This window comes from Nitrosomonas nitrosa (genome assembly GCF_003051105.1).
GTDB lineage: Bacteria > Pseudomonadota > Gammaproteobacteria > Burkholderiales > Nitrosomonadaceae > Nitrosomonas > Nitrosomonas nitrosa.
On the sequence record NZ_QAOO01000015.1, the window covers coordinates 59,678 to 74,145 of the forward strand.

Genomic DNA, 14,468 nt, shown 5'->3' on the forward strand with positions numbered 1-14,468 from the left:
GGCGTACTCGAATCAATGTCTAAAATGCCGGATACCGGTAAACATCATCACGATACCATGCTCATCGGCTGCTTTGATCACTTCTTCATCCCGTACACTACCGCCAGGCTGAATGACTGCTCTGGCACCCGCTTCAACAACGACATCTAAGCCATCCCGGAACGGAAAAAAAGCATCCGAAGCGACAACAGATCCCATCAAACTCAAACCGGCATGTTCGGCTTTGATCGAAGCGATACGAGCACTATCGATTCGGCTCATTTGACCCGCACCAATGCCAAGTGTCTGACCTTGTGCACAAAAAACAATGGCATTCGATTTGACAAATTTTGCGACGCGCCATGCGAACAAGCAATCTTCGACTTGTTGAGGTGTGGGCTGCGCTCGGGAAACGATGGTTAATTGATGCTGGCTAAGATTGAGGCTATCGGAAGTCTGTACTAAAAGTCCTCCACTTACCCGTTTTAACTCGAGCTGGTTGGAGCAGGTTTGGAGCGGTACTAAAAGTACCCGTATATTATTCTTTTGAGCTAGGGTTTGGCGTGCTTCCTGCGAAAATTCCGGGGCGATGATTACCTCGACAAATTGTTTCAGGATGGCTTCTGCGAGCTGAGCGTCGACAGCACGGTTAAACGCAATAATGCCGCCAAATGCGGAGGTAGGGTCCGTCGCAAAAGCAAGCTGATAAGCAGTAAGGGGGTTGTCAGCTATGGCCACACCGCAAGGATTGGCGTGTTTAACGATGACGCATGCGGGAGCGTCGAAGGTCTTCACGCATTCCCAGGCGGCATCGGTATCAGCAATATTGTTATAAGATAATTCCTTGCCTTGTAGTTGAGAATAATTTGCAAGACTGCCAGGGGGGGAGTCGGCGTCTCGATAAAAGACAGCTTGCTGGTGCGGGTTCTCACCATAACGCAGTGTTTGAACAATATCGAAATTTAGATTGAGCGCATCTGGGAAGTGTTGCCTTTGGCTGTTGGAATCGGTGGCGGTTAAGTAATTACTGATCGCACTGTCATAGCGTGCGGTATGTGTGAAGGCTTTCTGCGCGAACTGGAAACGTTTTTCTGGGCTGACCGAACCTTTGTTAGCTTCCATTTCAGCCAATAAAACGGTGTAATCATCAGGATCTGTGATGACTGTTACATGACGATAATTTTTTGCAGCTGCCCGAATCAAGGTTGGCCCGCCGATATCGATATTTTCAATGGCTTGTTCCAGCGTACAATCAGCCTGTGCAATCGTCTCGATAAAAGGATAAAGGTTGACAATGACGAGTTCGATCGGTGGTATTTCAGCTTGCTGCAAGGCTTGCTGATGTGCGGGAAGATCTGTTCTGGCTAGAATACCCGCATGAATTCTTGGATGTAGCGTTTTGACCCGTCCATCTAACATTTCAGAGAACTGTGTATATTCGCTGACCTCTGTAACGGCTATGTCCGCTTCCTGCAGTAATTTCGCTGTGCCTCCAGAAGAAATTATCTTGATACCGAATTGATGAAGCCGCTTAGCCAGCTCAACAATACCTTCTTTGTCTGAAACACTGATCAATGCTTGTTTTATTGTCATATCACAAATCTATTTAATCTGATGCTTTGCTAAACGATTTCGCAATGTATTACGATTGATACCGAGCAATTCGGCAGCTTTGGTTTGGTTACCTTCGGCATATTCCATTGCAAGTTCGAAAAGGGGTTTTTCAACACTACGGATTACCATTTCGTAGATTGGGCATGGTTTTTCGCCATCCAAGTCCTTGAGGTAGGCTTCGATAGATTTACGGATACAACAGGCTATTTCATTTTCATTAAGGGGATTCATACAGCCATCGCTTCCTCATCTTCAATATAGGTGAGCCTTGGACCATAATCAGCGAGCTGATAGAAAAAAGTGCTGATTGCTGCTAATTGTTCTTCGGCTGTTTGTAACTGATTCATGTTATGACGGAAAGTAGCCGAACCTATCAACCCTTTGGTGTACCAGGAAATATGTTTACGTGCGATACGTACTCCCGAGTATTCCCCATAAAAGTGATATAGATCATGTAAATGATGGATCAATACCTGGTGTATCTCGGCAACATTAGGAGACGGTAAAAATTGCCCCGTCTTGAGGTAATGATCAATCTCCCGGAAAATCCAGGGCCTGCCTTGTGCTGCTCGCCCGATCATGACGGCGTCGGCACGCGTATATTCGATGACATATTTTGCTTTCTCAGGAGTCGCAACATCGCCATTGGCGATAACAGGTATCTTGATGGCTGCCTTGACCGCCGCGATAGTGTCGTATTCGGCTTCACCCCGATAGGCGCATGCACGTGTTCGGCCGTGGATAGCCAGTGCTTGTATTCCAGCATCTTCTGCGATCCGCGCTATGGTAACGGCATTTTTATGTTGGGTATCCCAGCCGGTACGAATTTTAAGCGTAACAGGAATATCGACAGCGGTTGTTACGGCATCTAGGATATTGCCAACTAATACTTCATTCTGCAAAAGTGCGGAGCCTGCCATCACATTACAGATTTTTTTAGCTGGGCATCCCATATTGATATCGATGAGTTGTGCGCCCTGGTCAGCATTGTAGCGTGCGGCCTCCGCCATCATTTTAGGGTCAGCACCCGCAATCTGAACCGAGATAGGCGAGACTTCGCCTTCATGACTGGCACGCCGACGAGTTTTTTCTGATCCCCATAAGAGAGAATTACTTGATACCATTTCCGAAACCGCCATAGCTGCACCCATGCGCTTGCAGAGTTGCCGAAAAGGACGATCGGTCACACCGGCCATCGGCGCAACGATCAACTTATTCTTAAGGGTATAAGGGCCAATCTGCATGACGTGTTTTTATTTGATACTGTATTGTCAAAATAGTAGTTAAAGTGTGCAATACAACCTATTTTATCCGACAAATTTATCCTCTTGCGCCAAATATCATACGCCGCGCTACGAAGCGCTTAGCGGGCGGCAAGCAATCCAATACGCTTAATCCAATGCCGCAAAATGTCTGAAATACGGGGAAGTCAATCGTAAAAATTTTTGCCAAGGAATCAGTAAAAAATTTACCGGCATTTCGATCAAGCTGTCGTTTTTGCTCATAGCTATGCAACATTCCCTGACTGCCTATTTTGGATGGTGTGGCGGATAACGTACTGATCTCACTGGATAACTCCCACGCATCGCGCAGTCCGAGATTGAAACCCTGTCCCGCAACAGGATGCAACGTCTGCGAAGCATTGCCAATCAGTGCTGTGCGCATTGCAGTCGCTGGTACAGCATATTTTAACGAAAGCGGAAATCCTGAGCGTTTGCCTGTATGAATAAATTTGCCGGGCCGATCACCGAAATGGCATTGCAACGCAGACAGAAAAGCTTGATCATTCAGCGCAAGAATTTCCTTTACGGATTGGGCTGGAACGGTCCATACCAACGCATAGCCCGTTCCAGACGGTAACAAAGCAACCGGCCCATCAGTGGTAAAGCGTTCATAGGCTATTCCACTTTGCGGAATAGTTGTTTCGACATTGGCCACAACTGCCCATTGTTGGTATTCATGCGCATGATACCGAATATTGGGAATCTGTGCGGCAAGCTGCCCACCATCAGCCAGCACAAGGAGTTTTGCTGCCGCACATTTACTTTCCCCATGTTGCTGGTATTCGACCGTCGCTTCATCGGGAGTCGTTGTCAATTTTGAAACCATAGCACCTAGCTGATAGTTGGCGCCACGACTACTCTGCAATAATTGATGCATTGAATGATGTAAATCATGATAATTCACTACATAACCCAATTCCGGCACACCTGCCTCCTGAGAAGTTAATACTGTGCGACCAAAGTAGCCTCGATTGGAGATATGAATCTTATTGATCGGTGTAATTTGCGACAACCTAGCCCATACACCTAAGCGTTGTAAAATCAAGCGACTACCATAGGACAAAGCAAGCGGGCGTGGATCCTTGACTTGTTCAGGTACGCCTTGTGCTTCCAGGAGTAAGGTCGGAATTGCCCTTGCATGCAAACGAAGGGCAAGCGCCATGCCTACCGGCCCCCCGCCTGCGAGGACAACATCGAAACGATCAGTAGTCATGACAACAATCTATTAATAAGTATGTAAATAATCAAAAAATTAGGTGATGAATTTTTTGGAGACAGTGTCAGCTAGGGCTTTCTGTTCGATTGCATGCTATCCATTCGAGCTCTGTGAGGATAACATAGCTTCAGCGCTTGAGTGTACCAGCTTATATTCTTAGAGCAAGATACTGCTGCCATTCGGTATAAGAGGTATAAAAATGGGCGTCATCACCCCTCAATGTAATGCTGATGCTATTTTTTTTCTTGGAGTATCTTTAGGCCCGCTTCTGCGCAGATTTCATCAAGGCGTGTGCCCGGTGCACCGCCCACGCCGATACCCCCTACTACTTCACCCTCAATGACGATGGGTAAGCCGCCTCCGAGCATGAGGATATTATCGGCCATATGATGCAGTCCATGTAACTCTGGGTCACTGCTGGCGATTTTTGCCAATCGCATGGTAGGTAATTTCAGGCTGGCGGAGGTATAAGCTTTGCGGAAACTGCTTTCTATGGTGTGTGCACCCGCGTGATCCATTCTTATTTGTGATCTTATCACTCCGCTTTGATCCACTACGGCAACAGAAACGTTATATCCATCACGTTCACACTGTTTAGCAGCAGCCATAACGATCTCGTTTGCCTGAGAGTAGGTTAATCGGGTGTTTGCCTGCGCTGCTAACGAAATAAAAACGAGAAACATGAATAAAGCTAATCTCATTTGATGATAACCTCCTGATGAAAATTTCAGTCAGCGATCCGCTGAGCAATAAACCAGTGACCTATGATCGTAACAGAAAAATTGATGATTGGCCTTTTTTTCGTTGTAACACATGCAGACGTGATTCAGACTGTCAGATCTTCTAATGTGTGACTTCCTGATTGTTGGAAAGGAGAGAATCTCTCATAATGTTAGCGCTAGCTTGAGTGATCAACTTAGAAATCTCGATTTAACCATCCTGTTTTTTTATTTTCTAGGAGATGCTTTATGAGAATAAGGTTGTTTTTTCTCGTATGGGTTAGCTTGGTGGTGTTGAGTGGTTGTGGCTACAATACATTGCAAACTGCTGATGAACAAGTCAAAGCAAGCTGGGCGGAAGTTATCAATCAATATCAGCGTAGGGCTGATTTGATTCCAAATCTGGTTAATACGGTCAAAGGATTTGCTGCTCAGGAAAAAGAAGTATTGCTGGGCGTAACCAACGCGCGTGCCAAGGTGAGTGGTATTCATGCCACACCAGAGCTTATCAATGACCCCGAAGCGTTTGCCAAATTCCAAGGTGCGCAGGGTGAATTATCGAGCGCGCTCGCACGCCTGTTAGCTATAGTGGAGAATTATCCACAACTTAAATCTGATGCGAATTTCCGTGATTTACAAGCTCAATTGGAAGGAACCGAAAATCGTGTGGCCGTTGCGCGTAACCGCTATATCAAGGCAGTGCAGGAATATAATGTGATTGTGCGTTCCTTTCCAAGCAATTTTACCGCCATGCTGTTCGGCTTTGAAGTCAAGCCGAGTTTCACGGTTGAAAATGAGCGAGCTATTTCAGTCTCGCCTAAGGTTGATTTCGAAGCGGCTACGCCAGCTCAATAACCTCGGCAGTTTGCATTAGTGTTAGCACGAAATGACTAATAGCATAGTGAGCATTTCAGTTAGAATTTGGCTGGCAATCTTGATGGTTTTCTTTGCCCCGCTTTCTCTTTCCATGACAGCCATGACAGAAGTGGGGGTGCCGCCGCTCCAATCTCGCGTAACCGATTTAACTCAGACTTTATCGGAACGGGAAATCGCTCAATTGGAGCGTATGTTAACCGATTTTGAGACAGAGAAGGGTAGTCAGATTGCAGTGCTGATCGTGCCGACAACACAACCTGAAACGATTGAACAATATTCGATACGCGTCGCGGAAGCATGGAAGCTTGGACGTAAGGGTACTGACGATGGGGTGTTACTGCTCGTTGCTAAACAAGACAGAGCCCTTCGTATTGAAGTAGGCTATGGGCTGGAAGGCGCCTTGCCAGATGCTATTGCACGACGCATTATTGACGAGATCATTGCTCCTGCTTTTCAGCAGGGTAATTTTTTCGGTGGTCTTCGGGCCGGAATCGAGCAGATTATAGGTATCATCAAAGGTGAACCGCTGCCTTTGCCACATTCTCAATATGATCGTGGCGCTTCATCCGAATTAGGCATTATTGGGGACAATTTCATTCCCATTTTACTCGTGTTTCTGGTGCTGGGTAAAATGATGCAAACCTTATTAGGTCGCCTAGCGGGCGCTGCAATCACCGGCAGCATGGCGGGCGTCATCATTTGGTTGCTTTTTTCTTCCTTGGCGGTCGCAATTTTAATTGCGCTGGTCATCTTTCTCATAAGCTTGTTTGAAAATTCCAGTAGAGGTTATTATCGCGGTGGGCGAGGTGGTTGGCCTCGAGGTCGTTTTGGCGGCGGGTTCGGAGGTGGTGGGTTTAGCGGCGGGGGTGGAAGTTTTGGTGGTGGCGGTGCGTCGGGAAGGTGGTGAATGAATTTTTTACGTATTTTGTGCCATTTGAAGACGGGGCAACTCGCAGTCAAACGTACATTCTCTGTCGCTTCGTTAGATGCCATTGAGCATGCAATTAAACAATCCGAAGCCTGCCATACCGGTGAAATCATTTTTGCGGTGGAGCCATCATTGGATTTACTCCCCTTACTAAAGGGACAATCTGCCCGGGAACGGGCGATCGATCTTTTCTCCTTGTTGCGCGTTTGGGATACACCGCAAAATAATGGCGTATTGATTTATCTACTGCTTGCCGATCATGATGTAGAAATCGTTGCTGACCGGGGCATTGATGCAAAAGTAGGGTTAGCCGGCTGGGAAGCCATTTGCCATGAAATGGAGCGTACTTTTCGGAAAGGGCAGTTTGAGGCGGGCGCGCTCGCGGGTATCAACGCGATAACCCATCTATTGCAAACCCATTTTCCGGCGGAATCAGCGGGTGGAGAGAACATACTGTCTGACAGGCCAGTGGTACTGGGATAAGTCCTGCCAAACATACTTCGAAAGCAAGAAAATGAACATTTTTTTTTGTCAATCAGAATGGCAATTGCTTCATGAACACTTTTGAGCGCCGTTGATAGTTATAGAAATTCTGTTTGCTTTTTGGGAGTTTGTCAGGCGTTGTTTCAACAAAGCCACGTTCAATAAACCAGTGCGCTGTTCGTGTCGTAAGCACGAACAGCTTATGATCGCCCTGCGTTCGTGCCTGTTGCTCGATATGCTTAAGTAAGGTGCTGGCACAACCGGTTTTACGATAATGAGGATGAACTGCCAGGCAAGCCAATTCACTGGCGTTCTCCTCAGGAAATGGGTACAGTGCAGCGCAAGCAATAATCATGTTATCGTGCTCCAGGACGGTAAAACGGTTGATTTCAATTTCTAATAATTCACGATTGCGGCGAACTAACACACCTTCATTTTCAAGGGGCTCGATTAACTGCAAAATCCCGCCAATATCCTCTATTTCTGCACCGCGTAATGTTTGCAACGGGCCTTGCGTGATCATGCTGCCGATACCTTCGTGCGTAAATAATTCTTGTAGCAGGGCACCCTCAATATGACGGCTGATCAAGTGAACCCGTCCAACACCTTGCTCACAAGCACGAACCGCGCAAGGGAGATACAACTGCACGTCATCTGCCAAATCGATAGGTGTCGTGAATTTTTTTAGTACAGATTTTGCTTCCTTGACTGTCAGTTCTCGCCATAAAGCGCAGTCATCTTGGTGATCCTTGGATTTTCGCGAGATACCGGCTGGATTCATGAGAAATATCAGCTTATCAGCCCGGAGTGCAATCGCAACTTCGGTCGCAACATTTTCCAGCGTGAGATTAAAGATTTCGCCGGTAGGGGAATAGCCGAGTGGTGAAAGTAAGACAATTTCGCCATCTTCTAGGCGGGCTTTAATCACTGATGTATTGATTTTTCTTACCTCCCCGGTATACATCAGGTCGACACCATTTAATACACCGATAGGGCGAGCAGTTACAAAATTGCCACTGGCGACATGAATGGCAGAATTGGCCATGGGCGAATTGGGCAATCCCATGGACATGAGCGCCTCGATTTCTACACGAACTTTGCCTACCGCTTCTTTGACGCACTGAAGCGAAGCCATATCAGTAACGCGTATACCGTTTACGTAGATCACATCTAAATTGTGTTGTCTGAGTTGGAACTCGATCTGAGGACGTGCTCCATGCACGAGAATCAAATGGATGCCCAGACTCGCTAATAAATTGAAATCGTGAACCAATTCGACAAAATTGCCATCAGCCACAACTTCACCACCAAAAGCAATCACGAATGTTTTACCGCGGAATGCGTTGATGTAGGGAGCAACGGAACGAAACCAAGCGACAAAATCAATATTGCGAGTCATATTCAGAGCTAGCTGTTGTAGGTAATATTTAAATGTAGTGTAGTGAAATTAACACTTAGAAGCGTCACAATAGGTTATTTTTAAATTAATAATCACCCCACAAAGTCTGGGCAGCGGCGATAGCGACTAGGCCCGCACTCTCGGTACGTAAAATACGTGGACCTAAGCGTACCGGCATAAATCCAATCGAGAAAGCAGCTTTTTCTTCTTCATCGGTGAAACCACCCTCCGGCCCAATGAGTAGTGTGATCGAATCCTCGCGCGCGGGTGATGGATATTCAGTTAAACGCTTATTTGCGCTTGCTGAAAGCATGAATCTGTAAGCTAATTTACATTTTGTGTTTTTCGGTTTATTTGTCAATTGCTGACTGAACCATTCGGAAATCGATTGCAATGGTAGAAGTTCAGGAACATGGTTTCTTCCACATTGTTCGCAAGCGGCAATGGCAATTTGTTGCCAATGTAAGCGCCGCTTATGCGCGCGTGCTTCAGAGAGTCTGACTACGCTGCGGTTCGCTGTCACAGGCTGTATATGGCTTACGCCAAGCTCGACCGATTTTTGTATGATCCAATCCATTTTTTCGTTTACGCAAACAGCTTGTACCAGATGGATAGTAAGCGGTGATTCCCGTTCAACTTCATGAAATTTTGAGAGTCTGACTGTGCAGTTCGATTTATCGATATGTTCAATCGATCCTGAAAACTCGCCGCCTCTACCATTGAACAAAATGAGCGTATCGCCCTGCTTAAGCCGTAGCACGCGTATAGCATGATGGCTGATGTTCATAGGTAAAACCATCATTTGTCCTGATGATAAGGATCCAGGGTAATAAAAACGTGCGGTCATATTGGCAGATAAGTAGATAGTGGGCGTGATGGCCGGGCAGCAGGCTGACCTCGATTCCATGATAATATAACAAAGATAGCTAACACCTATGAATAAGACGAATAAGGAGAATAAGTATGGCAAGTCTTGAGACACCTATTTGTGATTTCGGTTGGAAGGCACTTGATTTCGATTTGCCCGGTGTGGATGGAAAGCGTTATAACTTAGCAGCGGTTAAAGGTAAGAATGGGTTGTTGATAATGTTTATCTGCAATCATTGTCCTTATGTCAAAGCGGTCCGTGATCGTATTATTCGCGATGTGAATGAGCTGGCGGGCTATGGTGTAGGCGCGATTGCGATTATGTCGAATGATCCTGCCGACTACCCAGAAGATTCGTTTGAGAACATGGCTAAAATTGCCAAGGAATTTAACTACCCGTTCCCTTATGTATGGGATGAGAGCCAGGAGATTGCCAAGGCCTATGGTGCTGTATGTACCCCAGATTTTTTTGGATTCAATAACAACTTGGAATTACAGTATCGTGGACGATTGGATGCCTCCCGTAAAGAAGCGGCGCCTCCGGATGCACGTCGAGATTTGTTTGAAGCGATGGTGCAAGTTGCCAAAACAGGGCAAGGACCGCGGGATCAAATACCGAGTATAGGATGCTCGATCAAGTGGCGGGCTGAATAAGCATGCTGGAGCAAGTAATCGCAGTAGTTAAAGAAGTCGCCCAAGAAGTAGTTATGCCTCGTTACATGCAAGTAGTACGCCAGCTCAAAGCAGATGGTAGTCTTTATACAGAGGCTGATTTAATAGCACAAGACGCCTTATTGGACAAATTGTATCGTATCTATCCAGTAGCCATAATGGGCGAGGAAATGACAGATCAGCAGCAACATGCCCAGTGGGAGGCAGGGGATGGGGGGCTTTGGAGTGTGGATCCAATTGATGGTACCTCTAATTTTTTCAATGGATTGCCTTTCTTCGGCATTTCCGTTGCCTTGATGCGCAAAGGCCGGAGCGTACTGGGTGTGATTTACAATCCCGTAACTAAAGAATTGTTTTATGCCGAGAAAGGTAAGGGAGCCTATCTTAACGGCATGCCTCTGCCCTTGAGAAAACGTCAAACGCATTTACGTACTGCGATAGCCAATGTCGATCTTAAGCGTCTCGATCCTAAATTGGCGGGAAAAATAGCGACCTATCCTCCTTATGCTTCGCAACGAAACTATGGGGCTTGCGCATTGGAGTGGTGCTATACCGCTGCTGGCTACTTTGATCTCTATTTGCACGGTGGTCAGAAGCCGTGGGATTACGCAGCAGGCAGCCTGATTTTGGAGGAAGCAGGCGGTTCCATGTGCGGTTTCGATCAGGATGATTATTGGGCAGGTTCACCTTGGCGACGTTCTGTCATTGCAGCGCTTGATCCCGTTTTGTTTGCACAATGGCGCGATTGGGTCAGAGCCCACCATCAGAATGATGAAGTTTCTGCGGTATAAGCTAATCAGTCATTTCACCGTACGCTAAAAACAAGCTAGTTAGAATTGAAAATTCTTATTTTAGGCGCTGGACGAGTCGGCTCTACTGTAGCCGAGAGCCTGGTAAGCGAGGCAAATGATATCACCGTTGTCGATGTGGCAGCGGAGCGGCTTGCTTTATTGCAAGACCGGTTTGATTTGAGAACGGTCGTCGGGAGCGCGTCTTATCCTTCCGTACTTAAGCGGGCGGGGGCTGAAGATGCCGATATGGTATTAGCGGTGACTGAGAGTGATGAAACCAATCTAGCAGCGTGTAAAATCGCCGCCAGCCTATTCAATATCCCTACTAAGATTGCTCGGATTCGTGCTAGCGATTATCTCGATCATCCTGAACTTTTTTCGCAAAATAATTTTTGCGTCGATTATGCCATTTGCCCTGAACAGATTCTGACTGAGTATATCGAAAAATTGATCGAGTTTCCGGAAGCTCTACAGGTACTCGATTTCGCTGCTGGTAAAGTGAGCCTTGTCGCAGTGAGAGCATTGCAAGGCGGTCCACTCGTCGGACATCAGCTGCAGGATTTACGTAAGCACGTTCCCAATGTCGATACGCGGGTTGCGGCGATATTTCGTAAAGACCGCCCCATCATTCCTGAAGGGAATACTGTGATCGAAGTGGGTGATGAAGTTTTTTTTATTGCGGCTACTCAAGATATTCGTGTCGTGATGAGTGAATTACGCAGTATGGATAAGCCGGCTAAGCGCATCATGATTGCCGGGGGGGGTAAAACGGGTAGACGCCTTGCGGCCGTACTCGAAAAAGACTATCAAGTTCGGATTATCGAACGTAATGGCAAGGTGTGCGAGCTACTGGCGCAGGATTTACAAAAATCGCTGGTATTGCATGGCGATGTCACGGATGAGGAATTGCTCGATAGCGAGAACATAGCCGAAATGGATGTATTCTGTGCGCTCACCAATGACGATGAAAATAACATTATGGCATCCCTACTGGCTAAGCGTATGGGTGCACGCAAAGTAATCGCCTTGATCAACCGCGGCATTTATGTCGACCTCGTGCAAAGCGATCGGATTGACATAGCAATTTCACCAGCGCAGGTGACAATCGGCTCATTACTTGCGTATGTTCGGCAGGGCGATGTGGCGGTAGTTCATAGTCTGCGTCGAGGTGCGGCTGAGGCACTTGAACTGGTTGCACATGGCGATACTAAGTCATCCAATATCGTGGGGCGTAAAGTAGAAGATATCAAACTACCTAAAGGCGCGACAATTGGGGCTATTGTTCGCGGATTACCCCCTAAAAATGATAGGTGGGTCAGCACGCGCGACGTGGAAGGTGATTACAGCGAAGAAAAGGGTAAGGTGCATGTCATCATCGCACATCACGATACCATCATTGAATCAGATGATCATGTCATCCTGTTTGTCGTCAATAAAAGAATGATTCGACAAATTGAAAGACTATTTCAGGTTAGCGCATCCTTTTTATAATCAGCCGCGCTATGAATCATCTTCTGTCGGTTGCCAATATTCTCAGCAAAATCATACTCGTATTCGGATTGACGCTGCTGGTACCTTTCGCCGTCGCATATTGGGCAGAAGATGGTTCCTCGACTGTTTTTGGTGAAGCTATCCTTGTCACACTATGTTGTGGCACAGTTATTGCTCTCCTGACACATCGGTATAAGCGAGAATTACAGATTCGTGACGGTTTTTTATTGGTTGTCTTGGTTTGGCTACTGCTGCCTATTTTTGGCATGATTCCGATATTGCGCTTCTTTCCTGAGATCAGCTTTGCCAAAGCTTATTATGAGGCCACTTCTGCTTTAACTGCTACCGGTGGGACAGTGTTGACTGGCCTTGATACTTTGCCTTATTCGATCAATTTATGGCGTGGTGAAATGGTTTGGTTGGGTGGCATGGGGCTCATTGTACTTGCAGTCGCTATTTTGCCGATGCTGGGCGTAGGGGGGAGGCAGATTTTCAAGGCTGAAATTCCTGGCCCCATGAAAGAATCTAAGTTGACCCCCCGTATTGCTGAAACAGCAAAAGGACTTTGGCTCGTGTATGTAGCGCTGACCTTGCTATGCATGTTTGCCTATAAATTAGCAGGAATGGATTGGTTCGATTCGGTGATGCATGCTTTTACAACGCTAGGATTGGGAGGTTTTTCTTCTCATGATGCAAGTTATGGCTATTGGGATTCACCTGTAATTGAACTGGTTGCAATTGTTTTTATGCTGATTGGTGGTATCAATTTTGCAACACATTTTTTGGTTTGGCGCGGGCGAAGCATTTTGCCCTATCGCTATGATCCAGAGATTAAGCCTTATCTTATGATCGTATTCATGAGCTGTATCGGTCTAGCTGGCTACTTGTGGGTTACAGGCGTTTATACCGATCCATTGACGGCACTGCGCTATGCTTCTTTCAATGTTGTTTCAGTGGCAACGACGACAGGCTACAGTAATACCGACTATAGTTTATGGCCCATCTTCGCACCGTTATGGATGCTGTTCTTGTCTGGTTTCTGTACTTCTTCCGGATCAACCGGCGGTGGGATAAAAATGATACGTGTGCGGATTTTGTATCAACAATTTTTTCGTGAAATGATCACAATTATGCATCCGCAGGCGGTTTCTCCCGTTAAGCTTGGAAGAACCGTCGTAGCCAATCGCATCATCTTTGCTGTACTCGTTTTTTTATTCGTTTATTTAGTGAGTATGATTTTCATGACGCTGATCCTGACGCTAAGCGGATTGGATGGCATGACAGCTTTCTCGGCGGCGGTTGCATCGATCAATAATCTCGGGCCAGGTCTCAATCAAATTGGACCCGCGACTACCTACGCGTCTTTGACAGATTTTCAAATATGGATGTGCAGTTTAGCGATGTTGCTGGGAAGGTTGGAGTTTTATACTTTTTTAATTGTATTTACTGCTGTGTTTTGGAGAAAATAAAACAACCTTTTCTATGGAATCTGTTAGGTTTATTCCAATGTGCACTGAATCTCTGGGGTTTACGTATTTTCTAAGAGATCAGCCATAGTGGCTGAATACGATCACTATTTTCGGATAGTCTCCTAGCATCCTCTTTGATCCTCTTTGTGTGTCTACATTCTTATCAAGTGAAGCTGAAAATGAAATAGAGGCATATTTTTTTTGTTGCTAGCGTTCAATATTATTTACATGTCAAATAAGAATTATTATCATTACGCTCTGTTGAAAAATATTTGATCTTGATGACATCGTAATCAGAGGAAAACCGATTAGCTCAGTTTTACAGAGTGCGGTACATACCTTGTTACGATGATCAAACGAATTTACATTAACTCATAGCCAGCCAACAAAGCGAATTTCGCTTGTCAGCCAGCCATTGCTTGATTATGGGGATGGCTTTATGTGTGCTGATATCAAATCAGTTCTTATCTTTTCCTTAAGTTTCTGTCCTAAGGTCAAAATAGTCTATTTAAAGCCCGATCGATATCTGCCTATATCCCGAAAGGTTATACCTTGCAGAAGGTGTAATCCGGTTACTTGTAGCGTTTGTTAAGCCTGTTTCCTGTTGTTAGTTAGTTAGCGATTCATTTGCCGACTAGCGGAATATGGATAGGCGTAACTTTTTAATATATTGTGAAAAAT

At 46.0% G+C, this 14,468-nt stretch carries 14 protein-coding genes; 7 read left to right on the forward strand and 7 right to left on the reverse strand.

All coding sequences use genetic code 11. The features are described from left to right. Window positions 1-12 precede the first annotated feature (12 nt). From purH to C8R30_RS09920, 5 genes are all read right to left on the reverse strand, one after another. On the reverse strand, window positions 13-1,572 hold the full coding sequence (gene purH, locus C8R30_RS09900) for a bifunctional phosphoribosylaminoimidazolecarboxamide formyltransferase/IMP cyclohydrolase (protein WP_107784124.1): 1,560 nt from the start codon (window positions 1,570-1,572) through the stop codon (window positions 13-15). 9 nt (window positions 1,573-1,581) lie between these two features. Further along, the gene (locus C8R30_RS09905; RefSeq protein ID WP_090666452.1) at window positions 1,582-1,824 is read right to left on the reverse strand and encodes a helix-turn-helix domain-containing protein; all 243 of its coding nucleotides are present in this window, start codon (window positions 1,822-1,824) and stop codon (window positions 1,582-1,584) included. Continuing rightward, window positions 1,821-2,837 (reverse strand): tRNA dihydrouridine synthase DusB, encoded by a 1,017-nt coding sequence (gene dusB, locus C8R30_RS09910; protein WP_090666450.1) that lies wholly within the window; start codon window positions 2,835-2,837, stop codon window positions 1,821-1,823. The genes C8R30_RS09905 and dusB overlap by 4 nt, the downstream gene beginning before the upstream one ends. Before the next feature lie 76 nt (window positions 2,838-2,913). After that, on the reverse strand, window positions 2,914-4,089 hold the full coding sequence (locus C8R30_RS09915; RefSeq protein ID WP_107784480.1) for an FAD-dependent monooxygenase: 1,176 nt from the start codon (window positions 4,087-4,089) through the stop codon (window positions 2,914-2,916). A 236-nt stretch (window positions 4,090-4,325) separates the two neighbouring features. Beyond that, window positions 4,326-4,793 carry a GlcG/HbpS family heme-binding protein gene (locus C8R30_RS09920; RefSeq protein WP_090666446.1) on the reverse strand — a complete coding sequence of 156 codons (468 nt, stop codon included), beginning with the start codon at window positions 4,791-4,793 and terminating at the stop codon, window positions 4,326-4,328. A 267-nt stretch (window positions 4,794-5,060) separates the two neighbouring features. On the opposite strand from C8R30_RS09920, the gene C8R30_RS09925 reads away from it, so the two are divergent. The 3 genes from C8R30_RS09925 to C8R30_RS09935 are packed head-to-tail and all read left to right on the forward strand — an operon-like array spanning window position 5,061 to window position 7,098. Continuing rightward, window positions 5,061-5,666, forward strand: a complete 606-nt coding sequence (locus C8R30_RS09925) for a LemA family protein (RefSeq protein ID WP_107790043.1) — start codon at window positions 5,061-5,063, stop codon at window positions 5,664-5,666. Window positions 5,667-5,697: 31 nt separating this feature from the next. Continuing rightward, window positions 5,698-6,594, forward strand: coding sequence for a TPM domain-containing protein (locus C8R30_RS09930; protein WP_177182266.1), 897 nt, complete (start codon window positions 5,698-5,700; stop codon window positions 6,592-6,594). Continuing rightward, complete coding sequence (locus C8R30_RS09935) at window positions 6,595-7,098, forward strand: TPM domain-containing protein (RefSeq protein ID WP_107790044.1); 504 nt, start codon at window positions 6,595-6,597, stop codon at window positions 7,096-7,098. A 52-nt stretch (window positions 7,099-7,150) separates the two neighbouring features. Here the strand turns inward: C8R30_RS09935 and argA are convergent, their stop codons facing one another. Both argA and C8R30_RS09945 read right to left on the reverse strand, forming a co-directional pair. After that, window positions 7,151-8,497: an amino-acid N-acetyltransferase gene (argA, locus tag C8R30_RS09940; protein WP_107790045.1), complete on the reverse strand. Its 1,347-nt coding sequence runs from the start codon at window positions 8,495-8,497 to the stop codon at window positions 7,151-7,153. Window positions 8,498-8,582: 85 nt separating this feature from the next. After that, window positions 8,583-9,404 carry a 16S rRNA (uracil(1498)-N(3))-methyltransferase gene (locus C8R30_RS09945; protein WP_338065854.1) on the reverse strand — a complete coding sequence of 274 codons (822 nt, stop codon included), beginning with the start codon at window positions 9,402-9,404 and terminating at the stop codon, window positions 8,583-8,585. A 56-nt stretch (window positions 9,405-9,460) separates the two neighbouring features. On the opposite strand from C8R30_RS09945, the gene C8R30_RS09950 reads away from it, so the two are divergent. Genes C8R30_RS09950 through C8R30_RS09965 form a run of 4 tightly spaced genes read left to right on the forward strand, consistent with a single transcriptional unit; the run spans window position 9,461 to window position 13,787 of the window. Further along, window positions 9,461-10,018, forward strand: a complete 558-nt coding sequence (locus tag C8R30_RS09950; protein ID WP_107784486.1) for a thioredoxin family protein — start codon at window positions 9,461-9,463, stop codon at window positions 10,016-10,018. 2 nt (window positions 10,019-10,020) lie between these two features. Further along, on the forward strand, window positions 10,021-10,827 hold the full coding sequence (locus tag C8R30_RS09955) for an inositol monophosphatase family protein (RefSeq protein WP_090666434.1): 807 nt from the start codon (window positions 10,021-10,023) through the stop codon (window positions 10,825-10,827). A 45-nt stretch (window positions 10,828-10,872) separates the two neighbouring features. Beyond that, window positions 10,873-12,318 (forward strand): Trk system potassium transporter TrkA, encoded by a 1,446-nt coding sequence (gene trkA / locus C8R30_RS09960; RefSeq protein WP_090666432.1) that lies wholly within the window; start codon window positions 10,873-10,875, stop codon window positions 12,316-12,318. A gap of 11 nt (window positions 12,319-12,329) precedes the next feature. After that, the gene (locus C8R30_RS09965) at window positions 12,330-13,787 is read left to right on the forward strand and encodes a TrkH family potassium uptake protein (protein WP_090666430.1); all 1,458 of its coding nucleotides are present in this window, start codon (window positions 12,330-12,332) and stop codon (window positions 13,785-13,787) included. Window positions 13,788-14,468: the final 681 nt, after the last annotated feature.